21 protein-coding genes are annotated in these 24,907 nt (G+C 63.3%); 16 read left to right on the plus strand and 5 right to left on the minus strand.

Features of this window, described 5'->3' with window-relative positions:
• Positions 1–9 precede the first annotated feature (9 nt).
• The 12 genes from mtrB (at position 10) to AC1L34_RS00125 (ending at position 15,186) form a co-directional block, all read left to right on the plus strand.
• The gene (mtrB, locus tag AC1L34_RS00070) at positions 10–1,605 is read left to right on the plus strand and encodes an MtrAB system histidine kinase MtrB (RefSeq protein ID WP_424295837.1); all 1,596 of its coding nucleotides are present in this window, start codon (positions 10–12) and stop codon (positions 1,603–1,605) included.
• Complete coding sequence (locus tag AC1L34_RS00075) at positions 1,602–3,359, plus strand: LpqB family beta-propeller domain-containing protein (protein ID WP_424322215.1); 1,758 nt, start codon at positions 1,602–1,604, stop codon at positions 3,357–3,359. Before mtrB ends, AC1L34_RS00075 begins: the two co-directional genes overlap by 4 nt.
• A gap of 91 nt (positions 3,360–3,450) precedes the next feature.
• Entirely contained in the window at positions 3,451–4,146 is a 696-nt protein-coding gene (locus tag AC1L34_RS00080; RefSeq protein ID WP_424322221.1) for a ComF family protein, read from the plus strand.
• A 258-nt stretch (positions 4,147–4,404) separates the two neighbouring features.
• Positions 4,405–5,130: a ribosome hibernation-promoting factor, HPF/YfiA family gene (hpf, locus tag AC1L34_RS00085; protein WP_480035007.1), complete on the plus strand. Its 726-nt coding sequence runs from the start codon at positions 4,405–4,407 to the stop codon at positions 5,128–5,130.
• A gap of 154 nt (positions 5,131–5,284) precedes the next feature.
• Positions 5,285–8,029, plus strand: coding sequence for a preprotein translocase subunit SecA (secA, locus tag AC1L34_RS00090; protein WP_424293496.1), 2,745 nt, complete (start codon positions 5,285–5,287; stop codon positions 8,027–8,029).
• Between the two features lie 72 nt (positions 8,030–8,101).
• Positions 8,102–8,578 carry an Rv3235 family protein gene (locus tag AC1L34_RS00095; protein ID WP_480035008.1) on the plus strand — a complete coding sequence of 159 codons (477 nt, stop codon included), beginning with the start codon at positions 8,102–8,104 and terminating at the stop codon, positions 8,576–8,578.
• A gap of 71 nt (positions 8,579–8,649) precedes the next feature.
• Positions 8,650–10,128: a wax ester/triacylglycerol synthase domain-containing protein gene (locus AC1L34_RS00100; protein WP_480035009.1), complete on the plus strand. Its 1,479-nt coding sequence runs from the start codon at positions 8,650–8,652 to the stop codon at positions 10,126–10,128.
• Positions 10,129–10,151: 23 nt separating this feature from the next.
• A complete protein-coding gene (locus tag AC1L34_RS00105) occupies positions 10,152–10,649 on the plus strand; it encodes a DUF6912 family protein (RefSeq protein WP_424293500.1) in 498 nt (165 codons plus the stop codon).
• Between the two features lie 131 nt (positions 10,650–10,780).
• Positions 10,781–11,374, plus strand: coding sequence for a mycothiol transferase (locus AC1L34_RS00110; protein ID WP_424293493.1), 594 nt, complete (start codon positions 10,781–10,783; stop codon positions 11,372–11,374).
• Between the two features lie 104 nt (positions 11,375–11,478).
• A complete protein-coding gene (locus AC1L34_RS00115) occupies positions 11,479–12,594 on the plus strand; it encodes a ferredoxin reductase (protein WP_424293492.1) in 1,116 nt (371 codons plus the stop codon).
• Between the two features lie 100 nt (positions 12,595–12,694).
• Positions 12,695–13,966 carry a fatty acid desaturase family protein gene (locus tag AC1L34_RS00120; protein ID WP_424293491.1) on the plus strand — a complete coding sequence of 424 codons (1,272 nt, stop codon included), beginning with the start codon at positions 12,695–12,697 and terminating at the stop codon, positions 13,964–13,966.
• Positions 13,967–13,974: 8 nt separating this feature from the next.
• A complete protein-coding gene (locus AC1L34_RS00125; RefSeq protein ID WP_424293490.1) occupies positions 13,975–15,186 on the plus strand; it encodes a fatty acid desaturase family protein in 1,212 nt (403 codons plus the stop codon).
• A gap of 327 nt (positions 15,187–15,513) precedes the next feature.
• On the opposite strand, the gene rsgA is transcribed toward AC1L34_RS00125, so the two are convergent.
• Both rsgA and aroA read right to left on the minus strand, forming a co-directional pair.
• Entirely contained in the window at positions 15,514–16,566 is a 1,053-nt protein-coding gene (gene rsgA / locus AC1L34_RS00130) for a ribosome small subunit-dependent GTPase A (protein ID WP_424293489.1), read from the minus strand.
• The gene (gene aroA, locus AC1L34_RS00135; protein ID WP_424293488.1) at positions 16,563–17,843 is read right to left on the minus strand and encodes a 3-phosphoshikimate 1-carboxyvinyltransferase; all 1,281 of its coding nucleotides are present in this window, start codon (positions 17,841–17,843) and stop codon (positions 16,563–16,565) included. The genes rsgA and aroA overlap by 4 nt, the downstream gene beginning before the upstream one ends.
• 74 nt (positions 17,844–17,917) lie before the next feature.
• On the opposite strand from aroA, the gene AC1L34_RS00140 reads away from it, so the two are divergent.
• A complete protein-coding gene (locus tag AC1L34_RS00140; protein WP_424293487.1) occupies positions 17,918–18,403 on the plus strand; it encodes an NUDIX hydrolase in 486 nt (161 codons plus the stop codon).
• Here AC1L34_RS00140 and AC1L34_RS00145 read toward each other — a convergent pair.
• Both AC1L34_RS00145 and AC1L34_RS00150 read right to left on the minus strand, forming a co-directional pair.
• Positions 18,400–19,569 carry an aminotransferase class I/II-fold pyridoxal phosphate-dependent enzyme gene (locus tag AC1L34_RS00145; protein ID WP_424293486.1) on the minus strand — a complete coding sequence of 390 codons (1,170 nt, stop codon included), beginning with the start codon at positions 19,567–19,569 and terminating at the stop codon, positions 18,400–18,402. The genes AC1L34_RS00140 and AC1L34_RS00145 overlap by 4 nt on opposite strands.
• 91 nt (positions 19,570–19,660) lie before the next feature.
• The gene (locus tag AC1L34_RS00150) at positions 19,661–20,503 is read right to left on the minus strand and encodes an aldo/keto reductase (RefSeq protein ID WP_424293485.1); all 843 of its coding nucleotides are present in this window, start codon (positions 20,501–20,503) and stop codon (positions 19,661–19,663) included.
• Between the two features lie 171 nt (positions 20,504–20,674).
• On the opposite strand from AC1L34_RS00150, the gene AC1L34_RS00155 reads away from it, so the two are divergent.
• Complete coding sequence (locus AC1L34_RS00155; RefSeq protein WP_424293484.1) at positions 20,675–20,866, plus strand: hypothetical protein; 192 nt, start codon at positions 20,675–20,677, stop codon at positions 20,864–20,866.
• A gap of 9 nt (positions 20,867–20,875) precedes the next feature.
• Here the strand turns inward: AC1L34_RS00155 and AC1L34_RS00160 are convergent, their stop codons facing one another.
• Positions 20,876–21,856 (minus strand): NADP-dependent oxidoreductase, encoded by a 981-nt coding sequence (locus tag AC1L34_RS00160; RefSeq protein ID WP_424293482.1) that lies wholly within the window; start codon positions 21,854–21,856, stop codon positions 20,876–20,878.
• A gap of 78 nt (positions 21,857–21,934) precedes the next feature.
• Here AC1L34_RS00160 and AC1L34_RS00165 point away from each other — a divergent pair, with 78 nt between their 5' ends.
• Both AC1L34_RS00165 and AC1L34_RS00170 read left to right on the plus strand, forming a co-directional pair.
• Positions 21,935–23,335 (plus strand): FAD-binding oxidoreductase, encoded by a 1,401-nt coding sequence (locus AC1L34_RS00165; protein ID WP_424293481.1) that lies wholly within the window; start codon positions 21,935–21,937, stop codon positions 23,333–23,335.
• A gap of 72 nt (positions 23,336–23,407) precedes the next feature.
• A complete protein-coding gene (locus tag AC1L34_RS00170) occupies positions 23,408–24,898 on the plus strand; it encodes a flavin-containing monooxygenase (protein WP_424293480.1) in 1,491 nt (496 codons plus the stop codon).
• The last annotated feature ends 9 nt before the right edge of the window (positions 24,899–24,907 follow it).

Below are 24,907 nucleotides of genomic sequence, written 5' to 3' on the forward strand. Positions count from 1 at the left end.
CGGGGGCCGATCGACCGCTTCCTGGCTCTGATACGGCGCGCCATCGCGACCGTCGTCCGGGTTATCGGGCAGATCTGGCGCCGCTCCATCCAAACGCGTGTCATCGTGTCCACGTTGGCGCTGTCGTTCGTGGTCCTGTTGATTCTGGGGTTTGTGCTGATCAGTCAGATCACCGGTCGGCTTCTCGACGCCAAGCAAGAAGTCGCCTCCGAAGAGATCGCGCGCATGCGGTCAGTGGTCGAACGAGTTCTCAGCAGTGCCGAGTCGAACACCGCTGTCCAGAATCGGCTCGCCCGTGCACGATCACTGTTGACCGACCAAGATGCCGACTCGACCCAGCCGGCGTCGGCGGCCGGATCCTTCGACAGTGTGCTGCTTGTCCCGGCCGACAAACCGGGCGGGTCGGATGTTGCGGTGGGTCCCGTCGATGACATTCCCGCAGGCTTACGGAAAATGGTCGCCGGGGGGCAGGTCGCCTTCCAATACACGACGGTTCAGCAGGGTGCGGATGTCGTACCCGCTTTGGTGATCGGTTCCCTAGTGGAAAGCCCCATCCAAGGGCTGGAACTGTACTTGGTCTTTCCGCTGGCCAGCGAGCAGAACACCGTGAACCTCGTCCGTGGCACCTTGCTGACCGGTGCGATCGTTCTCCTCGGACTTCTGGCGGCCATTGCGTGGCTGGTGACCCGCCAGGTGATCGCACCCCTGCAGTCGGCGTCCCGGATCGCTGTGCGCTTCGCGGACGGTCGACTCAACGAACGCATGCCTGTGCGAGGCGATGATGAATTTGCCCGACTGGCAGTTTCGTTTAACGACATGGCCGAATCGCTGTCGCGGCAGATCAACCACCTCGAAGAGTTCGGTGGCCTCCAACGACAGTTCACCTCCGACGTGAGCCACGAACTGCGCACCCCGCTCACGACCGTCCGCATGGCCGCAGACCTGCTCTACGACGGCCGCGACGATCTCGATCCCATTCAGCGACGCTCGGTTGAATTGCTCGATAAGGAACTGAATCGGTTCGAGACCCTGCTCACTGAACTGCTCGAAATTTCCCGTCACGACGCGGGCGTAGCGGAACTGGTTGCCAGCCAGATCGACATGACGGTGCCGGTGGATGCGGCCCTGGCAACCGTCGCCCATCTGGCGGCAGAGACGGGTAGCGATCTCATTGTCGACATGCCAGCCGAACCCGTGCTGGCCGAGATCGATCCGAGGCGGGTGGAACGCATCCTGCGGAACCTGCTGGCCAATGCCATCGATCACGGCGAGCATCGCCCGGTGGAGTTGACGATGCGGTCCGACGGTGACGCCGTGGCCGTGACCGTCCGCGACCACGGGATTGGCTTGCGTCCGGGAGAAGAGAAGTTGGTGTTCAACCGGTTCTGGCGGTCGGATCCATCGCGCGTGCGTCGTTCCGGCGGTACCGGGTTGGGCTTGGCGATCAGTATCGAAGACGCACGCTTGCACCAGGGGCGCCTCGAAGCCTGGGGAGAGCCCGGTGAAGGGTCGTGCTTCCGTCTGACGTTGCCGCTGGTGCGCGGACATAAACTGCTCGGCAGCCCGCTGCCGCTGCGGCCAATCGGGGAGGGTGAGAGCCGATGAGCGGTAACCCGATGAACCGCAGCCCCCTGAAGCGGGTCACGACACTGCTGGCGCTACTCATGTGCGCAGCCCTCGTCCTGACCGGTTGCGTTGATATTCCGCAATCTTCACCGCCGCAACCCATCCAGTCCTTCGACCGCAAGCGGCCCACAAATATTGTGCCGACGCCCCGCAAGAGTGACGACCCCGAGACCACTGCGCGTAACTTCTTGAAGGCCATGGCCGACCCGACTGCCGGGCACCGGTCAGCGCGGAAGTTCTTAACGCCCGGCGCGAGCCAACGCTGGGACGATCAAGGAAGCATGCGAGTACTCCAAGACGTCGGTGTCGTCATCGACGAACGCACCGCCACCGCTGTCCGCCTCCGCGTCACCGGCACCAGGATGGCGGTTCTGGGACCCAATGGCACGCTGCGGCCAGACTCGGGTTCGGAGACCATTCCGCTCTCCATGGTTCGCGACAAGGGCGGGTGGAAGGTCAACGGTGATGTCCCAAGCGGTTCCATCACCGATGCGTCGCAGTTCCTGATCGCCTACCGGCAGGTCGATTTGTTCTTTCCCGACCGAACGATGACCAGACTCGTCGGCGATCCGCACTGGCTGTACGGGACTGAACCCAATCCGACGACGCTGGTGAACCGAATCCTCGCCGGGCCGTCCGCCGAACTGACAGGTGCCATCAGCCAGGGCGCGGCCCGCGGAGCCAGTCTCCTCGGTGCGGTCATCGTGGCTCGGGATACGGTGACCATCCCGTTGGGGAACGTCACCGCCACCGATCAGAAGGATCGGACGGCGCTTGCCGCGCAACTTATTTGGACCCTCGACTATGCGGGCATCACTGGGACCTACCGGATTACCGCGGACGGTGCGCCACTGGTTGCTGATCGGGCCGACGGCTGGCGCACGGCGGACGTGAGTTCGCTCGAGCCGGATCCGGAGACTACCAACGCCCATCCGGTGCACCTGATTCACAACGGTTCGCTGACCAGGCTGACGGGTAATCGGGCGGTTCCGGTCGAAGGGGAACTGGGCGCAGCCAAGGACATCGTGGCCGCCGCGATTTCGGCAGATACGACGAAATCGGCGGCGATCGTGAAACGCGCGGGCCGGGACGTGCTGTTGGTGGGACCGTACGGCGGCCGGCAGGTTGAGGCGGTCACTGGAACTGCCATCAGTAGCCCGTCGTTCGGCGCGGACTCCAACACCGGCTATGTGCTCGTCGATGGTCGTCCGACCCGGTGGGATTTTGACCCGGAGACCATGACGGCACGATCTGGCCCCATTGACGCCGCAGCGATCGCCTCCGTCCAACCCGGCCCGATCACGCAGATGCGGGTATCGCCCGATGGGGTGCGGGTGGCTCTCGTCGTTGACGGTCGCACCGTGGTGGGGGTGATTTCAGTGAACGACGTCGGTGCCCCGTCGCTTTCGGGTGCCTACCAATTGGCGCCCGATGCCCAGGGCGTCGCTGTCGACATCACGTGGTCCACACCGAAGATCCTGTACGCGGCGCGAACGGGGACCGAGGTACCCGTTTGGCGTGCGACGATCGCGGGCACACCGCCGATCCCCATGGTCAGCGGCAACCTGAAGCCGCCGGTCCAAGACATCGCGGCATCCGATAGCACCGTCTATGTCTCCGACACCCGGGGTGTCCAGCAGCTCGGTACCGGCGAGGTTCGCCCTGACCAGTACTGGACAATCCTGGGTCCGGACGCGGGTCCCGGAAGCATCGCGGTGATCCCGGGTAGCTAACCGATCACCCTCGCGGTGACGGGCTGGCGAATGAGCGTCCCTGTGGATGACGGCTGTGACAGGCGACGCCATGCCTTGGACAATCGTCATCATGGCGGGGGAGTCGCGGCCCGACCACCGGTTGAGCGCCCGGAACGTGCTGGCGGCGCTCGCCGATCTCGTGGTGCCTCAGGAATGCGGCGGCTGCGGTCGACCCGACACCCCGTGGTGTGAGACGTGCGCGACCCGCCTCATTGACGTACCGAGACTCCTCGTGCCGCGCATCGACCCCGGCGCCCCAGCCTGGGCCCTGGCACGCTACGGCGGCCCGGTGGCGTCAGCGATCGTCAACTTGAAAGAGCACCGCCGCGCCGACCTCGCGCCGATCCTGGGCCGCGCGCTCGCCGGTGCCCTCGTCGCCCTGGCCTCTTGGGGCGACCTCCCCGCTGGCCGCACCCTAACGCTGGTGCCCGCGCCGACCCGAGTGTTCGCCGCACGTGTGCGTGGCGGCGATACCGTGACCGCCGTGGCCCGGGAGGCCGCCGCCGCCCTCGGACCAGCTGTTCATGTCGCACCGATCCTGTCGACCGCGGCCTTTACCCGCGATTCGGCAGCCCTCACCGCGGGAGCGCGCAATGCCAACCTGGCCGGCGCGGTCAGCGTCAAGGGCCGATTGCCGAGCATCGACGGGCCGGTGGTCCTCGTCGACGATGTCCTCACAACCGGGGCCACCGCAGCCCACGCCGTCGCCGCCCTCGCCCAATCCGGGACCAAAGTCACCGCCGTTGTGGTCCTAGCGGACGCTTGATTGGACAAAACGTGGCCGGAAGACGAAATTGCGGATACCTTCGGAAGTGGCAGTGACGAACATCGAGTGCCGGGAGGTGACCAGCCTTTTTCGCCGCGCAGATGTGCTCGCCTGCGTTCGGTGTGAATGTCCGTTTTAGATAGGGCGGACCACTGTCCTCGCATCAGATCACCACCGAGAGTGATTGTGCGACAAGCGAATTGGTAACCCTGATCCGGACTGCGCGTTCGGATGGGAGCAACCTAGGAGGATGCCGATATGACGGTCGTTCATCGCAAGGGTCAACGCGAATCGAAAGCCACACCCCCGGAACGTCTAGATCTCGAAGCCGCTTTCCAATTGCCGCCGAGCGTCGAGGCTGAAGACGCCCGCGAGCTGAAGGCAGACCTCACCATGAGTGGTCGAAACGTTGAGATTCCGACACACTTCCGCACCTACACGAGCAACAAGCTCGCTCGGTTCGAGCATTTCGACGAATCGATTTTCCGTTTCGAAGTGACGCTGTACCACGAACCGAATCCGCGACAGGCCAAGAGCGCAGAGATCGTGGAAATCACCGGTGTCGGCCGCGGACCCGTGATCCGGGCCCAGGCGGCAGGCGAAAACTTCTACGCCGCGAGCGAATTGGCCTTCGACAAGCTCCATACGCAACTGCGTCGGGCCAAGAACCGCAAACGTGTCCGCAAAGACGGGATGCACCGTCCCACCTCGCTCGCAGAGGCCGCAGCAGACGCGCCGCACCTGTTACCGGAAACGCCGGTAGCCCCGGCCGACCCGTTCGAGGACAGCGTCGAAGACCATCAACCCGGCCAGGTGGTTCGTGTCAAGGACCACCCGTCCGCGCCGATGTCCGTCGACGAAGCACTCTACGAAATGGAACTGGTCGGACACGACTTCTACCTGTTCCACGATGAAGAGACCGACAAACCGTCGGTGGTGTACCGCAGGCACGCCTTCGACTACGGCTTGATCCGGCTCGCCTGATCGACCCAATGAACGATGTGGCCGCCACCTGATCGGGTGGCGGCCACCGCCTTTTGCCCCGCCGACCCGTACCATGGACCGGGGTCTTGCTGACCGATCGAGCAATCGATGCGGACGGCGGGGCGAATAGACACGTGAACCTAGAGGATTACTGGTGCTCAACAAGCTGCTCAGACTGGGCGAAGGTCGCATGGTCAAGCGCCTGGATGCCATCGCGACGAGCGTCGAAGCGCTCTCCGGTGAAATGGAGGCGCTCTCCGACGACGAACTGCGGGCAAAGACTGCCGAGTTCCGCGAGCGATTCGAAGGCGGCGAGACGCTCGACTCGCTGCTGCTCGAGGCATTTGCCGTCGCGCGCGAGGCCGCGTGGCGCGTCCTCGATCAAAAGCACTTCCACGTCCAGATCATGGGTGGCGCGGCACTGCACTTCGGCAATATCGCCGAGATGAAGACCGGTGAGGGTAAGACCCTGACCTGTGTGCTCCCCGCATATCTGAATGCCTTGAGTGGCAGGGGCGTGCACGTCGTCACCGTGAACGACTACCTCGCCAAGCGTGACTCCGAGTGGATGGGACGCGTTCACCGCTTCCTCGGCTTGGAGACCGCCGTCATTCTGACCGGAATGACACCGGACCAGCGTCGCGAAGCCTACGCCGCGGACATCACCTACGGCACCAACAACGAATTCGGCTTCGACTACCTGCGCGACAACATGGCGCACACCCTCGAAGACCTCGTGCAGCGCGAGCATGCCTTCGCCGTCGTCGATGAGGTCGACTCGATCCTTATCGACGAGGCCCGTACGCCGCTGATCATTTCGGGTCCGGCCGACGGTTCAAGCAAGTGGTATTCCGAGTTTGCGCGCATCGCGCCGCTGCTCGAAAAGGACACCCACTACGAAGTTGACATCAAAAAGAAGACGGTCGGCGTGCACGAAGCCGGCGTCGCCTTTGTCGAGGACCGCCTGGGTATCGACAACCTCTACGAGCCGTCGAACTCGCAGTTGGTTGGCTACTTGAACAATGCGATCAAGGTCAAGGAACTCTTCCACAAGGACAAGGACTACATCGTCCGCAAGGGCGAGGTCATGATCGTCGACGAGTTCACCGGACGTGTGCTCGACGGTCGCCGCTTCAACGAAGGCCTGCACCAGGCGATCGAAGCCAAAGAGGGTGTCGAGATCAAGGCTGAGAACCAGACTCTCGCCACGATCACCCTGCAGAACTACTTCCGTCTCTACGAGCGACTGTCGGGCATGACCGGTACCGCCGAGACCGAAGCTGCCGAGTTCCAGGAGATCTACAAGCTCGGTGTGGTGCAGATCCCGACCAATAACCCGTTGATCCGTAAGGACAAGGGCGACCTGATTTACAAGACCGAAGAGGCCAAGTTCAACGCGGTCGTCGACGATATCGTCGAGCGTCACGAGACTGGCCAACCGGTGCTTATCGGTACCACCAGCGTCGAACGATCCGAGTACCTGTCGAACCTGCTCACCGAACGCGAAATCAAGCACACCGTGCTGAACGCCAAGTTCCACGAGCAGGAAGCGCAGATTGTTGCCGAAGCCGGTCGCCTCGGTGCCGTCACGGTCGCCACGAACATGGCTGGCCGCGGTACGGACGTTGTGCTCGGCGGTAACCCCGACGTGATCGCTGACACCCGCGTCCGCAAGGCAGGCCTGGACCCGGTCAACTCGCCCGAAGAGTACGAAGCCGCGTGGGATGAAGCCATCCTGGTGGCTCGCGAAGATGCCGCCTCCGAAGCTGACGAGGTCCGCGAGGCCGGTGGCCTGTACGTGCTTGGCACCGAACGTCACGAGTCGCGACGAATCGACAACCAGCTGCGTGGCCGTTCCGGTCGCCAGGGTGACCCGGGTGAATCCCGCTTCTACCTGTCGCTCGGCGATGAACTAATGCGGCGATTCAATGGTGCGGCGCTCGAGACGATCATGGTGCGCCTCAACCTGCCCGATGATGTGCCGATTGACGCGAAGCTCGTTACGCGGGCGATTCGCAGCGCTCAGACCCAGGTGGAAGAGCAGAACTTCGAGATCCGCAAGAATGTCCTCAAATACGACGAGGTCATGAACGAGCAGCGCAAGGTCGTTTATCGTGAGCGCCGCGAGATTCTCAGTGGTGAAAACCACCAAGAGCAGGTTCGCAACATGATCAGCGACGTGGTGTCCGCGTACGTCGACGGTGCCACCGAACTCGGTTACGCCGAGGACTGGGACCTGGATGAACTGTGGGACGCACTTGGCAAGCTGTACCCGGTCGGCCTCGACAAGAAGGAAGCTGTCGGCGAGAACGAGTACGGAGATCGTGACGATATTTCCCGCAGCGGGCTGCGCAAGAAGGTGGTTGCCGACGCCCTCAACGCTTATGAGCAGCGCGAAGCCGAGCTGACCGAGATCGCTGGCGACGGTGCGATGCGTCAGCTGGAGCGGTCGATCTTGCTGACGGTCATGGACCGCAAGTGGCGCGATCACCTGTACGAGATGGACTACCTCCGCGAAGGCATCCATCTGCGTTCGGTGGCTCAGCGTGACCCGGTGGTCGAGTACCAGCGCGAGGGCTACGACATGTTCATGGGCATGCTCGAAGGGATGAAGGAAGAAGCCGTCACCTACATCTTCAACGCACAGGTGGAGACCCAGGCACCGGCACCGGCGCTGGGCACGTCGGTCAGCGACATGCTGGCCGGTGCGGCCTTCGGTGGTGGCGCTGCTCCCGCCGCAGACACTGACGACGCCGCTGTCACCTACAGTGGACCCTCGGAATCTGGTGCGGCAGAAGTCATCTCGGCCATTGAGGAGCTCGCTTCGGGCACTCCGTCGGCGGTCATGGGTGGCACTCGCGCCGAGCGTCGTGCGGCAGCACGCAAAAAGAAGCGCTAACAGCTGGAAAAATAATCGCCGATTCGTCGGCGAGTCGTGGAACCGAACTTGCTTCCCGTGCGTCTGATTCATATGACGGTCAAGACGCTCGGGGAGCACACGGTCGGAAACGACGCCGGTGAAGTCGAAAACCACAGGGTCGATAACTTTGTGATACCTGGCAGCGGGGCCGAGATCGAATCGGCGGCGCTGGCGCGATCACACACGGTCCACGCGTTGAAGCAGGTCTTCGAAGCGCTCGACGGCCGTCGGCCCGCAGAGCACCTGCTGCAGTGGATCGGCACCGACGTGTACGCCCAGCTGTCTGTCCTGTTGCGGCGTCGAACTGCACCCATGGCGTCCAACGATGTCGAGTCCACCCGTCTGTTGCGCGTTCACATGCAAGCTGGCGGCCCCCGTCAGGTCGAGTTCTTCGGCACCTTCACTCGCGGTGCCAGAGTGCGCGCGATAGCTGGCCGCGCCGAGATTCAGCGAGTGGTGCTCGCCGTCCGCGGTCGGCCGCGACGCCCAGTGGAGCGCTGGGTAATTGTCGAGTTGTCGATCGTATGACGGGTCCGACCCTCCATAAGTGCCAGTGATGTGCTGACGCCCGATCCTTCCGGCTTAAACTCGAAGCCATCATGGTGAATCGGTTGTCGCCAGACGAGGCGATGTTTTACTTTCTTGACGGGTCGGGGACGACGGCGCATCTGGGTGCGCTGCTGATCGTCGACCCGAACAAGCTGCCCGAGGGGGACCAGACAGCCCTCGACTACCACGCTTTGGTGTCACTCGTGGAGAACCGAATGCAGCGGGCGCCGCGCTACCGACAGGTGGTCACCGAGGTCACTCTCGGGCTGGCACGCCCGGTGTGGGTAGACGACCACGACTTCGACATCAACTACCACATTCGGCTCTCTGCGCTCCCTCAGCCGGGCACCAGTGAACAATTGCAGGAACTGATAGCGCGTGTCATGTCTCGCCCACTCGACCACAGTCGGCCCCTTTGGGAGATGTACCTGATCGAAGGTTTGACTCACGGTCGATCGGCGATCCTGACTCGTACGCACCGTTGCCTTCTCGGCGGTCCGGACCACCCCGAGATCAGCGAAGTTATCTGTGACGATGTCGCAGGCACCGCCGCGCTGCCGGAAGATTTATGGATGCCGAACCGGCCGCCCGGTGCCGGATTGTTGACCGTCGGTGCGCTCGCCGAAGCGATGGCTCGACCCGGAGAATTGCTCGACTCCCTGCTTCGCGGCAACGGCCCGGTCGCCGACCTGTGGTCGGTGGCCGATCGATCGGTTCGATTCGTGAGCGACGCCGTGACCCAAATGATGAACTCGGCACCCGACAGCCCGCTCAATGCCGTGACTACATCGTCCCGACTTTTCGCCTTTGCGTCAGTGTCGCGCCGTGACCTGGATGCGGTGGCCACCAGATTCGAATGTTCGTTCAACGATGTCGTCCTGGCCATCCTGACCGGAGTGCTGCGTCGTTGGCTACTGTCGGTCAACGATTCCGTCGGACACGGAGAAACGATGCGGGCCACCCTGCCGCTTGGCGCTCGTGAGCCGACGGTCGTGGATGGAGAGTCCTCCGGTAGGTGGATCGTGGTTGGCGGCACCGACTTTGTCACCGACCTTCCGGTTGGCGAGGATGCACCGGCAGTCCGTCTGATGCAGGTTGCCGGGCTCGCTGATCGGTACTCGCAGTCGTCGATTCGCATGTCTAGGGGGCTGCGACCGATGCTGCCCGAGTTCGGTCTGGTCCCATTCGCGGACTTTTCGACCCGTGCCTTTGCCGGGATGTTCCAGCGATCGTTCAACGTGCCGATTTCGACGAGCTCGGAACGGATTGAACGCCAGTTTGTCGGTGGTGTTCCCGTCACCGGAGTGTTTACGATTCCGACCTTGGCAGCCCAACGAGCCCTCGGCATCAGCGTCAACGAGTATGCCAACCAGGTGCAGTTTGCGTTCATCGCCGACCGTGCCGTCGTCGTCGACCTACCTGCCATGGCCGCCTACGTGACTGAATCACTCGACGAACTCCTCGCGAGTGGCCAACTTGTTGCCTACAAGAAACCTGACAAGCCCGACAAGAAACCCGACAAGCAATGACCGCCAGCGGGAAAAAGGACTTCATGCGCGTCTATCTGCCAGCCACCCTGACGATGATCCAAGATTTTGTTGCCGAGCCGGGACAGCCGTTCCATCCGGTCGGAGGCACCGGTTTCGCGCTGACACCAACGCTGCGCGAGGCGTACATTTCCGGCGACGAGGAGGAACTGTCCGAAGTTGCGCTCCGGGAAGCAGCTCGTGCATCGCTGCGACTGCTCGCGGTCGACACATCCGACCTACCCGTGCGTCGGGTAGTTGTGGTGGCCGACGCGCCCGCGACCGCGCGCCCAGACCTTGACGACGCCGTCGTCAAGGTGGAGGGACCGATTCCACACGGCGACATCGTCGCAGTCCATGTCGATGGTGCCGACGCGGAATCGGCAGTGAAGGCTGCGGTCGCGGTGATTGATGAGGCTGATCTCGGTGACGAAGATAGTGAACTCGCCATCGGTGACGTTGAAGACCATGATCTGGCCTGGTTTGCGACCCAGGAACTGCCTTTCCTGCTCGAACTCCTGTAGTTCGAGAGGGTCCGTCAGGCGGTGGTGATGTGGCGGCCAGTGTCGGTCCGGAACGCAAGTTGCCGAAGCGGACAGTATTTGTCCGCTTCGCTTCGTATCGTCTTAGGGCACACCGACTTTGGAGGCCAACGATGTACGCACCCGCCCGCGACAATGAACTGACCGGCTTGATCAACTACGCGGATCAGCAACTCGCTGCTATCCGCGCCTCAAGTTTCGGCCTCACCGAACAGCAGGCACGACTGACGCCGTGCCGCAGTGCCCTGTCGATCGGCGGCATCATCAAACACATCACCCGCGGGATGCGCGGCGCATCCGCGCAACTGCGGGGAGTCGCTCACGAATTCGTGCTCGACGACGCGACGTATGCCGAGTTCATGGCCAGCTTTGCCCTCACCGATGAGGAGACGGCCGCTGGCGCGCTGGCGGCATTCGACGAAGCGCGCAGCCAGTTTCTCCTCGACATGCGTGCAGCCGACCCCGAGGCCGACGCCATGGCTCCGCCTGCGCCCTGGGCGGGAATCTATGAACCGCGACCGATGAAGAATCGGTTTTTCATGGGGCATCAGATCGAGGAGTATGCGCGTCACGCCGGTCACGCGGACATCATCCGCGAGCAGATCGATGGGATGGCGGTGCCGACCCTCGTTATGACTCTGGAAGGTGCACCGGCCAATGCGTTCTTCACGCCGTACCAGGCGGAGCCGGGAACCTTGCTCGCGTAATCGTGAGTCGTCGTGCGTTCGACCTGGTGATCCGAAAGCGCTAACCTACGGTATCGTAACTTAGGTAATTCCGGGATTTCCCGGGACCGGCGGAGGAGACCACGATGGCTTGGCGTGAACGATTCGAAGCACCCGCGGCTGACGTCGCATCCCGGCGTAAGCGGACCAAATGGTTGCGGGCCGCGTTCGCCCGAGTTACCACCCCGCTGCTTCCCGACGATTACCTGCACCTGGCCAATCCGCTGTGGTCGGCCCGCGAACTCCGCGGCAAAGTTGTTTCCGTGGTGCCAGAGACGGCCGACAGTGCCACCATCGTTATCAAGCCGGGCTGGGGATTTTCCTTCGACTATCACCCCGGCCAATACATCGGAATCGGGGTGCTCGTCGATGGCCGTTGGGCATGGCGGTCGTACTCGCTAACCTCGGTGCCATCGGCTTCCCGTGAAGACGGGACGGTGGCGATCACTGTCAAGGCGATGCCGGAAGGCTTCTTGTCGTCGCACCTGGTGAAGGGCTTGGCGGCAGGCACGGTCGTCCGACTGGCCGCCCCTGCTGGCGAGTTTGTGCTTCCCGATCCGTTGCCTGCGAAGATGCTTTTTGCGACGGCTGGCAGTGGTTTAACGCCCATCATTTCGATGCTGCGGGCCATGCGTCGTCGCGGTCAGGCCGCCGACGTGACAGTGATTCACTCGGTACCGACCGAAGATGACTTGCTCTTCAGCGAGGAACTCCGAGGTATGGCCGACGATGGCCTGATCGACCTCCATTTACAGTTCACTCGATCCGACGGCCAGGTTACGCCGGCAAAGTTGCGGGCCCTGTGCCCGGACTGGGCGGAGCGGCAGACGTGGGCATGCGGTCCCGGCGGATTCCTTGACATGCTCAGTGAGCAGTTTGCCGAAGCCGGTGCCGCTGACCAGTTGCATATCGAGCGATTCGCGTTGGAGCGCGGTGCTACCGGCGCCGAAGGCGGCATCGTGACGTTCGGGACACCCGATCGTCAAATTGAGGTCGATGGCGCTACGACCTTGCTGGAAGCTGGCGAACAGGCGGGCGTTTTGATGCCGTTCGGCTGCCGCATGGGCATCTGTCAGAGCTGTGTGGTCATGCTCGACAAGGGGGCCGTCCGTGACTTGCGTACCGGTGCTGAGCACGTCGAAGGTGAGCGTATTCAGACCTGCGTCAGCGCTGCGGCTGGCGACTGCACGCTCGACGTTTAGCTGTTTGTGTCACGGGCCATGGTGGTCCGGGGGTAGACAAGCTACGGGACCGTAACCTACGCTTGCGTAAGTTAGGTTTCCTAGGAACGAAGGATTTGGTATGGCGATCTCTGACATCCCCGAATACGCGCATCTGACCGACGAAGATGTCGAGGCTCTCGGGTCGGAGTTGGATCAGATCCGCGCCGAAATTGAAGCCGACCGCGGTGAACGCGACGCACGCTACATCCGCAACACCATCGCCGCCCAGCGTGCGCTTGAGGTGACCGGCCGCGCCCTTATCTTTGGGTCGCGCAAGCGAAGCCTTTGGTGGGCGGGTGCCACCACCCTCGGCGTTGCCAAGATTATCGAGAACATGGAACTTGGCCACAATGTGATGCACGGGCAGTGGGATTGGATGAACGACCCCGAGGTGCACTCCACGTCGTGGGAATGGGACAACACCGGTCCCAGCGCGCACTGGAAGCACACCCACAACTACATCCATCACAAGTACACCAACATCTTGGGCATGGACGACGACGTGGGCTACGGCCTCATCCGCGTGACGCGCGATCAGCGCTGGAAGCCGTTTAACCTGGGCAATCTGTTCTACAACACGCTGCTTGCACTCGGCTTCCAGTACGGTGTCGCAGCTCAGCACCTGGAGCTTGGCCGCAAGCGCCGCACGCCGGAAGATAAGGCTCAGTTCCAGCAGGACCTCCGCGATGTTGGCATGAAGATTGGCCGTCAGGCGGGCAAGGACTACGTGGTGTACCCGGCGATGGTTGGTGCCGTGACGCGATCGGGCACCGGAGCGCGGAAGGCGTTAACCGCGAACCTCTTGGCCAACGTGATCCGCAATGTGTGGACCAACGCGGTCATTTTCTGCGGACACTTCCCGGACGGTGCCGAAAAGTTCACCAAGCGCGACATGGTGAATGAGTCGCGCGGCGAGTGGTACCTGCGGCAGATGCTCGGCAGTGCGAATTTCCGGTCGGGCCCTGCGCTGGGGTTCATGAGCGGGAACCTGTCGTACCAAATCGAGCACCATCTCTTCCCGGACCTGCCGAGTAATCGGATGGCCGAGATTTCCGTGCGCGTGCAGGCGCTGTGCGCCAAGTACGACCTTCCGTACACCACGGGCTCGTTCCCGGTTCAGTACGCGAAGTCTTGGCGGACCATCGCGAAGCTGTCGCTGCCCAACAAGTACTTGGTCGCGACGCCCGACGATGCTCCGGAAACTGCTTCTGAACGCCGATTCAAGGAGCAGCCCGAACTGCGGCTGGTGTCGACGGTTGACCCGAAAACGGGCCGTCGTGAGGGACTTAAGACGGCAATTGGTGGCTTGAAAGCGCGCAGGAAGGAACGACGCGCAAAAACAAGCGCATAATGTGACCAATGGCGATTTCAGATATTAATGCGTATGCGCATCTGACCGACGCGGACGTCGAGGCGTTCGGTGTTGAACTCGATACCCTGCGTAGGCAGATTGAGTCGAGTCTGGGTGCGAAGGATCGTCGGTATCTGCGTCGCACCATTTACGCGCAGCGCGGACTCGAGGTGTTGGGGCGCGCAGCCCTCCTCGGCAGCAACCGTCGGCCCCTGTGGCTGCTCGGTGCCGGAGCCTTGGCCGTCTCGAAGATCATCGAGAACATGGAACTCGGCCACAATGTGATGCACGGGCAGTGGGATTGGATGAACGATCCCGAAGTGCACTCCACAACGTGGGAGTGGGACATGGTGTGCGCCTCTCCGCATTGGAAGCACTCGCACAACTACATCCATCACAAGTACACCAACGTGCTGGGCATGGATCACGACGTCGGTTACGAAGCGCTTCGCGTCACCCGCGACGAGCAGTGGGAGCCGCGAAAGCTATTTCAGCCGCTTCTCAACATCATCTTGGCTGCCGGCTTCGAGTGGGGGATCGGTCTGCACGATCTGCAGCTTAAGGACGCCCTGACCGGCAAGAAGCCGATGGAGCAGGCGCTTCCGGAGATCAAGCTTTTTGGCCGGAAGATCCTGCGGCAAGTCGGTAAGGACTACGTCCTCTATCCGGCACTGACCGGTCCGAATTTTAAGCACACGCTGACAGCCAATCTCACTGCCAACGTGATCCGGAATCTGTGGGCATACGTCGTGATTTTCTGTGGTCATTTCCCCGATGGTGCCGAGAAGTTCACGATGGAGACACTCGAAAACGAGACCCAGGGACAGTGGTACCTGCGACAGATGCTGGGAAGCGCCAACTTTGATGCTGGCCCCGCGTTGGCCTTTATGAGCGGCAACCTCTGCTACCAGATCGAGCATCACCTGTTCCCGGACCTGCCAAGCAATCGGTTGGCGGAAGTCGCGGTCACGGTTCGCGAGCTCTCCGAGAAATACGACCTTCCGTACAACACGGGTCCGCTCGCTGTTCAGTACATGCAGACGTTGCGCACCATCAACAAGCTGGCCCTTCCGGATCAGTTCCTCATTGACACCAGCGATGACGCCCCCGAAACCGCTTCCGAGCGTCGTTTCGAGGGACTTCCGAAGGTTGGTGGCGGACTCAAGACCGCCCTCGCCCAGGCCCGCGAACGTCGCCGCCGTCGCCCTCGCAAGCGCTAGCTTTTCCCGCCCCCCATTTGGGGTATCGGGGAACCGGGACAGGAACAGGCTCCCGGCGATGCCTACCTCGTCACCGAGTCGCGGCCGCAGCCCGTCGAAGATGGTTACCTACCGAATCACTTCACGTGGTTCCCGAAGCCGGAGCGGCTCAGCGAAGAAGAGTTCTTTCACGGCTGGCACTTTGTGCACACCCCGTCTGCGGCGAAGCTGCACCCGCTGCGGAATGGCACGACTATTTGCTCGGGACGAACCAGCGACCACCTGCGCCGAACTCCCGCTGTATGCCGACGGCGCCGACATCTCCAGTTGCCCCGTCCGGCGTACAACCTAGAAGGCGTCGTGGGACGGGTCTTCGGTGCCGTGCGAGGTCACCGAGACCAGCAGTTCCCGCACCGCCATGGCACGACGATGAGAACTGCCGGTGAGCGCGTCGAGGGCGCACTCGGGATCGGCGGGCGGACCCAAATGGGTACAGCCGCGGGGGCAGTCTTCGACGGCAGCCTGGAGGTCATCGAAGGCGTCGACAATCTGATCGGGGGTGACGTGCGCCAGCCCGAACGACCGGATGCCTGGCGTGTCGACGACCCATCCTCGCGGCGGGTCGCTCTCTTCACTGCCGGGTAACGGCAAGGCCACCGATTGCGTCGATGTGTGCCTGCCTTTGCCGACGCCGGAGACCACGCCGGTCGCGCGGAAAGCGTCCGGGACCAGTCGGTTCACCAATGTCGACTTGCCGACGCCAGAATGGCCGATGAGCGCGGTGAGATGGCCCTCGAGCACGGTCCACAGTTCATCGAGATTGTCGTCACGGCCGGCGGTGATGACCGGTAGGTCGAGGTCGGCGAAGTGTGCGGCAAATTCTTCCGGGGTCGCGAGGTCGGACTTGGTCAGGCACAGGATCGGCTTCAGGCCGCCAGCGTAGGCGGCGGCGAGCGCGCGTTCGACAAACCCGGTCCGGGGCGGCGGATCGGCGAGCGCTGTCACGATCAGCAGGTGATCGGCGTTGGCGACCACAATTCGCTCGTACGGGTCATTGTCGTCGGCGGTGCGTCGCAGGACGGTGCTTCGATCTTCGACGCGCACGATGCGGGCGAGGGTATCGGGCCTGCCGGTCAAATCACCAACTACGCCGACCCGATCGCCAACGACAATCGGAGTGCGGCCAAGTTCGCGGGCCCGCATGGTGACAACGCGCCGGTTTGGGTCGCCGTCAAGAACACAACCCCAACGGCCCCGGTCCACCGATACGACCATCGCTGTTTCCGCGTCGTCGTGCGACGGCCGGGTTTTGGTGCGCGGTCGACTGCCCTTGCTGGGCCGGATCCGAACATCGGACTCGTCGTATGTGCGGCCGCCGACCGTTCCCGCGCGACGGTTCACAACGTGATCCCCGCCAAGGCTTCCCACATTTGCACAAAGTCGGGGAGCGTTTTCCCGGTGGTCCCGATGTTCTCGACCTGCAGGCCTTGCACGCGCAACCCGAGGATGGCGCCGGCGGTCGCCATCCGGTGATCGGCGTAGCTGTGCCAGAGGTCGGCGTGTAGGCCGACACCGCCGTCGCCGGTGATGATGAGACCGTCGTCGGTTTCCTGGCACTGTCCGCCAATGCGGTTGATCTCGGTCCGCAGCGCTGTTAACCGGTCGGTCTCGTGGCCGCGCAGGTGGGCGATGCCGCGGAGGGTGGAGGTGCCTTCGGCGAGCACGCAGAGCGCGGCAATGGTTGGCGTCAGCTCACCGACCTCGTGCAGGTCAATGTCGAGAGGTTTCAACGTGCTCGGACCGGTAATCGTGAGCAGACCGTCCTCGGCGAGCTCACTGGTGGCACCCATCTGCGCCATGATTCCGACGATGGCGGCTCCGGGTTGCGTGGTGACCGACGGCCAGCGGGGAACGCTGATCCGACCGCCGGTCGCGGGGGCCGCGGCGAGGAAGGCTGCCGCGTTCGACAAATCGGGTTCGATGGCCCAGTCGACCGGCTTGATGGCACCGGGACCGATTCGCCAGCGCGTGGCTCCTGTATCGAATTCGACTGTGACGCCAGCAGTTTGGAGCATTTCGATGGTCATGTCGACATGCGGCATTGACGGAATCGATTCGCCGACGTGCGTGATCTCGACACCTGCGGTGAATCGCGGTGCCGACAGCAGTAGCCCGGAAACGAACTGCGACGACGCCGAGGCATCGATCGTGACCGGTCCGCCAGCAATGGTGCCGGTCCCGTGCACGGTGAATGGCAGGCCATCGCCATCGATGTCTGCGCCGAGCGTGCGGAGCGCGTCGAGGACGGTGCCGAGCGGGCGGTGGCGGGCTTGCTCGTCGCCATCGAAGACGACGTCTCCGGTGGCGAGGGCACCGACCGCAGGCATGAAGCGCATGACGGTGCCTGCCAGGCCGCAGTCGACGGTGGCGGCGTGCATCGGAGTGGGTGTGACGGTAACCGTCGACGGATCGGTGCCGTACTCGATACCGATTCCGAGTGCGGCGAGACCGTCGAGCATCAGGTCGGTGTCGCGCGAGCGGAGTGTGCCGGTGATGGTGGAGGGGCCGTCGGCGAGCGTGGCCAGGATGAGGGCGCGGTTGGTAATGGACTTGGATCCGGGAACGTCGACGGTGGCATCGACGGGGTGATCAAGGAACGGCGCGACCCAATTGCTCATGTAATCCAGTCTCTCATGCCGCTATTGGCGCACGTCCCGACGCGGTGAGGCGGCGTGGGGCTAGCGTTACAGGCATGGCGAAGGCTCAGACTAGCGCGGGAATTCTGCTGCATCGCACGACGGCGGACGGCGAACTGCAGGTGCTCCTGGTGCATCCGGGCGGGCCGTTCTTTGCCCGCAAGGACGACGGTGCGTGGTCAATCCCCAAGGGGTTGCTCGATGGTGACGAAGATCCGGAGACCGCTGCGCGTCGAGAGTTCGCGGAGGAGACGGGCCACCCGGCTCCCAGAACCGAAAGCGTGGATTTGGGTGACGTCCGACTCCGCAGTGGAAAGCGGGTGCGCTGCTTTGCGCTCGAAGGCGATCTGGACGTTTCGCGCATCGTCAGCAATACCTTCGAGCTGGTGTGGCCGCCGAAATCGGGTGTGGTGAAAGAGTTTCCGGAAGTGGACCGCGGCGATTGGTTCACGATCGACGAAGCCCGCGTGAAACTGAACGCCGCGCAGGCGGCCTTCGTCGACCGCCTGATTGCCGATCGCTCAGATCCTGCCCAGCTTTAGATGCTGTTCAGCAGGTTGCCCAGCCGTTCGATCGCTAGCGCGAGGTCTGCTTCGGATGCGGCATAGCTCAGCCGGACAAACCGTTCGGCTCCGGCGTCGCCGAAGTCCTTGCCGGGCGTGAGTGCCACGTGCGCCTCGGCGAGGGCTCGGTCGCAGAACTCGGACGCCGACAGGCCCGTCTTGCTGACGTCGAGGTAGACGTAGAACGCGCCGTCGGGATGCACCGGAACGTCGAGCCCAATGCGTTCGAGGCCGTCGAGCACCAGTTTCCGGCGACTGCGCATCTGTGCGCGACGATCTTCGGCGACGGCAAGGGTCTCCGGATCAAAGCAGGTCAGGGCGGCCATCTGCGATGGTGTGGGTGGGCAGATGTAGTAGTTTTGCGCGAGCCGCTCGGCCACCGGAATCATCTCTTCCGGAACCACCGCCCACCCGAGACGCCAGCCGGTGAGCCCAAAGTACTTCGAGAAACTGTTGATCACGATCGCACCGGGGTCGACGGCCGAGATGCTGCGCGGCGGGCCGTCGGGGCCGTCGTCGGCCAGGCCGAGGTAGATCTCGTCGACGATTCGCCAACCGTCATGGTTGGCGACCGTTGAGCACAGGGCGGTCAGTTCGTCGTAGGGCAGCGAGGTGCCAGTCGGGTTCGATGGCGTGGCCACCATGACTCCGCGCGTCCGCTCGCCCCAGGCGCCATCGACCATGTCCGCGGTGAGCTGGAACCGGGTCTCCGGTGTCGTCTCCAGCAATCGAACGTTGCCGCCGAAGCTCTCGGCGAACCGCCGGTTGCACGGATACGACGGGTCGGAGACGAGGACTTCGTCGCCCGGATCGATCAATGCAGCGCACGACAGCAGGAGTGCGGCCGACGCGCCCGTCGTCACGACCACCCGTTCGGGAGCGATCGGCGCCCCAAACTTGGTTGCGGTGAACTCCGCGATCCGACTGCGGAGCGTGTCGAGGCCCAACGCTCCCGTGTAGGCCATTGGACGACCATCGCTGATCCGCCGAACTTCCTCCAGAAACGCCGGCGGCGCACCGAAGTCGGGCTCCCCGATGTTGAGCTTCACCACGTGCACACCGCGTGCTTCCAGGGCTGCGGCCTTCTTGCCGAACTCCATGGCATAAAACGGAGTGACGGCATCGGCGCGAGCGGAGAACTTCATGCCCCGATGGTAGGTGCCCGATCGCCCTGCGACGAATCAGCGCGAGCCTGCCTCCGGCAGATTCCTCGAGCGAATTTGTGCTGCAGAACTCCTACTCGGGAATCCAGTTGAACTCGTCGGGATTGGGGCCGCGCCGACGGTCGGCGTTGAGGGCATTGATCCGGTCAACCTGGTCTGCGGTGAGTTCGAAATCGAAGATCTGGCGGTTCTCGACGATGCGCGAGGGAGTTGTCGATTTGGGGAAGACGATGCTGCCGAGTTGGACGTGCCACCGCAGCACCACCTGCGCGACTGTGCGTCCGGTCTCGGCGGCAATCGCCGTCAGAACCGGATCGTCGAGGACGTCGCCCTGCGCAATCGGCGACCACGCCTGCGTGTGAATCCCGTTGCTGCGGTTGAAATCTCGCAACGGAACCTGGGTCAGATAGGGGTGGACTTCGATCTGGTTGACGGCGGGTACGATCTCGGTCTCGGCGAACAGGCGTTCAAGGTGGGCTCGGTGAAAGTTGGAAACGCCAATGGCGCGGGTATGGGCATCCTCGTAGAGGCGCTCCATGGTTTGCCATGTGCGAACGAAGTCGCCGACGGCGGGCATCGGCCAGTGGACGAGGTAGAGGTCCATGGCGCCAATACCGAGGGCGTCGATGCTGCGCGCGGTCGCGTCGCGGGCGTCCTTCGGATCGTGCGCGTTGTTGTTCAGCTTGCTGGTGACGAAGACCTCAGTCCGGTCGAGCCCGGATTCGCGAACCGCCTCGCCGACCTCGCGCTCATTTCCGTACATCTGCGCGGTATCAATGTGCCGGTATCCCGCCTCCAGAGCGGTCAGGACCGCGGCCTTGGTGTCGGCGGGCGGGATTTGAAAGACGCCAAAACCCAGCTGCGGGATCTCGACGCCATTGTTCAACGTGATGTTCGGGATCTGATCGATAGCCATGGGAAGTCCAACTCTGCTCGGTCGCTGTCATATTCCCGTCCCCGCCAAATTATGAACAAGGTCGCACGCGTCGGGTGCCAACGATTCGACGAGTAGGGGAGGACCCTGAACTTACCCCCGTCTTGAGCTGCAGCGCGTGACTTTCTCGCTGAGTGGGACCACGGTGGAGTCATGGCTACCAACTATGAAACCAACACCCGCAAATCCGGTGGCGCGTCCATCTGGAAGATCCTGCTGATCGTCGTCGCGGTGCTCATCGCACTGTCGATCGTCGGTCCGCTCCTCAAGGCAGTCTTCTGGCTTGGCCTGATTGGCCTGGCCGTCGTCGGTGCCGCCACCCTCTACTTCAACAGCAAGAAATAGCGGAGCACATCAGGCGCGCGGGTTGAAGATCAGCTTCCCGCGCGGATGCGAGCCAGCGAGTTCTTCGAAGGCTTCGGCGGCGTCGTCGAAGCCGAACCGGCGGGCGATCTCGACGGTGATCCGCTTGGCCGCCGCGTCCTCCAGGAGGGGCTCGATAGCGCTGCGGCGGAAGTGCTTGCTCTGCTCGCTGCTCCCGTCGAGCACCACGATGCCGTCGCCGGATCGACCGAAGGCTGCCAGGCTGACGATGCGGTGCGGCTTCACCAACTGGAGTGAGACGTCGATAGCTTCGTCGGATCCGACGGTGTCGATGACGGCGGTGACCGCCTGGTCGCCGCGCGCCGCGTCGATAGCTTCAGCCAAGCCTTCGCCGTACGCGACCGGGATCGCTCCCAGCCTGCTCAGGTGCTCGTGATTGCGGGGTGAGGCGGTGGCGATCACCTTGGCACCGGAAGCGAGGGCTTCGCTCACGACGATGGATCCGACCGATCCTGAACCGCCGTGCACCAGTAGCACGTCGTCCTCCGAAATGCTGAGTGTCGCAAGGGTATCGATGGCGGCAACACCGGCCAGCAGCACAGATGACGCCACATCGAAACCCAACCCGGCCGGCTTGCTGTGCACGTTGTCGGCGCTCGACGACACGTACTCGGCCAGCGCGCCAGAAGCCGGATAGACAACCACCTCGTCGCCCACACGGAAACCTGAGTCGGCCCCAGCGGCATGCACTACACCTGCGGCCTCCCCGCCCAGCGACAGCGGCAGATTCTCCTCCTTGGTGCCCATCTGCCCGCGGACCACTTTCACGTCATACGGGTTGAGCCCCGCCGCGCGCACCTGCACGACCACGGTGCCGCGTCGCGCCCGCGGAATCTCCACTTCGGCCACTTCCAACACCTCCGACGGTTCCCCGTAGGCGGTCGCAGTGATTTTGCGTGCGGTAGTTGCCGGGGTTTCCGGGTTTTCGGTCGCAGGGGTCTTCTCGGCCATGATTGCGCACCAGCTCTCTGTCGGGGTGGGGTTGCCGTGCCGCGTAATCTGGCGCCTAGCAACCCTTTGGAGGCCATCATGCCAACTCCGTCGCCGTCAGCAAGCGCAGACCTGGTCAGCGGGTTGTCGGAGATCGTCGGTCGCAGTCATGTGCTCGTTGATCCGGCGACGACGGAGGGCTACCGAACTGACTGGACGGGATCTTGGCGGACCGGCGACGCCATTGTGGTGCGTCCGGCCAACGTCGATCAAGTGGCGGCGGTCCTCCGGCTGTGCGGGGATCTCGGAGCGACGGTGACGCCGCAGGGCGGCAACACCGGATTGGTGGGTGGGTCGCAGCCCGAAGCCGGTCAGGGCAGGCCCGCCGTGATTATGTCGCTGCGGCGGCTCGACGATGTCGGAGCCGTCGACGAGGTGAATCTGTGCGTCGGGGTGGGTGCGGGGGCCACGCTTTCGGCGGTACACCATGCCGCGGCCGCCGCTGGGCTGGCCTTCGGTGTGGACCTTGCGGCGCGTGACTCGGCCACGATCGGCGGAATGGTCGCCACCAACGCCGGGGGCATCGCGATGATTCGCCACGGCAACATGCGAGCGCAGGTACTGGGGATGGAGGCGGTGCTGGCCTCCGGGGAGATCCTGGTTCGCTGGCGCCCACTCCGCAAAGACAACGTCGGCTACGACCTCCCCGGGCTCCTCGCCGGCAGCGAGGGGACACTCGCGGTCATCACCCGGGTGTTACTCCGGCTCGTGATGCCGCCGCCCCGCACGGCGGTCGGATTGGTTGGTGTGGACTCGGTTGCCGATGCCCTGCGGATCGTCGGTTCGATAGAGCGGCAGGGGACTTCCCTCGAGGCGGTGGAACTAATGACGGCCGACGGCGTGGAGTTGGCGACGGCGGACACTCCCGCCGGGAACCCGATCGCGGAGAAGTCGAGATTCGTCCTTTTGGTAGAAGTCGCCGAAGACCCCGAGGGACTCGCCGACGCGCTCGCCCACCTCGATGGGGTGGTGGATGCGGTAATCGAGGAGGGTCCTGCGCGCCGGCTGTGGGAAGTTCGGGAACGGCACACCGAGGCGATCGCGGCTTCGACGACCACGCCGATCGTCAAACTCGATGTGTCGGTGCCGTTAGGAGTCCTCGGCGACCTGATGGTCGATGTGACTGAACTGGCACACCAAATTCCCGCTCGCCCCGTTCTGTTCGGTCACGTCGGGGACGGCAATGTCCACGTGAACTTGCTCGACGTTCCCACCGGTAAGCGTGAAGCGGTCACCGACCAGGTGCTGCGCCTGGTTGATGCGCTCGGCGGCAGCATTAGTGCCGAACATGGGATTGGGCGCGCCAAACGCAACTGGGTGCACCTGGGCCGCAGCGCCAGCGACATCGCGACCATGCGGGCTATTCGCCACGCCCTCGATCCGGCGGGAATGCTGAATCCGGGGGCTTTGCTGCCCGAGGGCCCTTCTGCTGCGGAGTGAATCAGGTTACTGTGTTTTCAAGTAACAGTAATCTGCAAGCGGCACCGCTGGTTGTGGGGATGGAGAACCGCCATGGGCGAACAGCAGCTAGACCACGAGGTCCTGATCATCGGTGCCGGATTCGGCGGCATCGGCGCGGGTATCGAGTTCAAGCGACTCGGGATCAACAACATCGCCATCATCGAACGCGAAGACGACCTCGGCGGCACCTGGCACGTCAACCACTACCCGGGCTTGGCCGTCGATATTGCGTCGGTGACCTACTCGTACTCATTTGAGCCCAACCCCCGCTGGTCACGACTGTTTGCGCCCGGTTCCGAACTGAAGGCCTACGCCGAGCACGTCGCCGACAAGTACGACCTCCGGCGTCACATGGAGTTCGGGATTGTCGTCGAAGGTGCCGAATGGAACGACGAAGCCAGCTTCTGGACCGTTCGCTTCGACAACGGACAGACCCGGACCTCCCGCTATCTCGTGACGGCGACCGGTTTCCTGTCGCAGCCGCACATCCCCGATTTCCCCGGGCTCAACGACTTCCAAGGCGACGTCCTCCACACCACCAAGTGGGAAGACGGCTACGACTTCACCGGCAAGAAGGCGGCGGTGATCGGTACCGGAGCGACCGCAGTCCAACTAATCCCGGAGATTGCCGAAACCGCAGACGACCTCACCGTTTTTCAGCGCACCGCCATCTGGGTGGTCCCGAAGGTCGACTTCGCGATTCCGTCAGCGGTCCAAAAGGCTTTCCAAAAGGTGCCATTCACCCAAAAGATTGCGCGCGCCGTCAACACATCGATGCTCGAGGTGCTGATGGTCGGCGGCGTCTTGCACTACAAGCAACTCAAGGCTGGCAACAAGCTGGCCGCCGAGGCATCGAAGGCCTACCTCAAGCGCGCCGTCAAGGACCCTGTCACCCGCCGGGCGCTGACCCCAACCTACGACTTCGGCTGCAAGCGACCGACCTTCTCGAACAAGTATTTCCAAGCCTTCAACAAGCCCAATGTGAAGCTGGAAACCGGTGGCATCGGCCACTTCACGCCCACCGGCATCGTGACCGGCGAAGGCACCGAGGTCGAGATCGACACGCTGGTTCTGGCGACCGGCTTCAACCTGTGGGATGTGAATTTCCCCGCCTTCACGATCACCGGGCGCGAAGGTCGAGACCTCGGCAAATGGTGGCGCGAAGGCCGGTTCCAAGCCTACGAGGGGATTACCGTCCCACAGTTCCCGAATTTCTTGACCCTCAACAGTCCGTATTCGTACAGCGGGCTGTCGTACTTCACGACCATCGAAGGTCAGATGAAGCACATTGGCAGGCTCTTTGGTGAAATGCGACGTCGTGGCACCGATCGGTTTGAAGTGTCGGAGGAAGCAAATGCGAAATTCCTCGACAAGGTCACCGGTGACTTGGACTCGTCGGTGTTCTACGCGGGCGACTGCAGCACGTCGCGCAGTTACTACTTCAACCAGCACGGCGAAGCCACGCTGCTGCGTCCCAGCGCCACGCTGACCACGCTGCGCGAGCAGGGCAGTTTCCCGCTGGAGGACTACCAGTACGCCTGACGGGTTGGT

It is taken from the genome of Gordonia sp. 34D, from assembly GCF_056682775.1.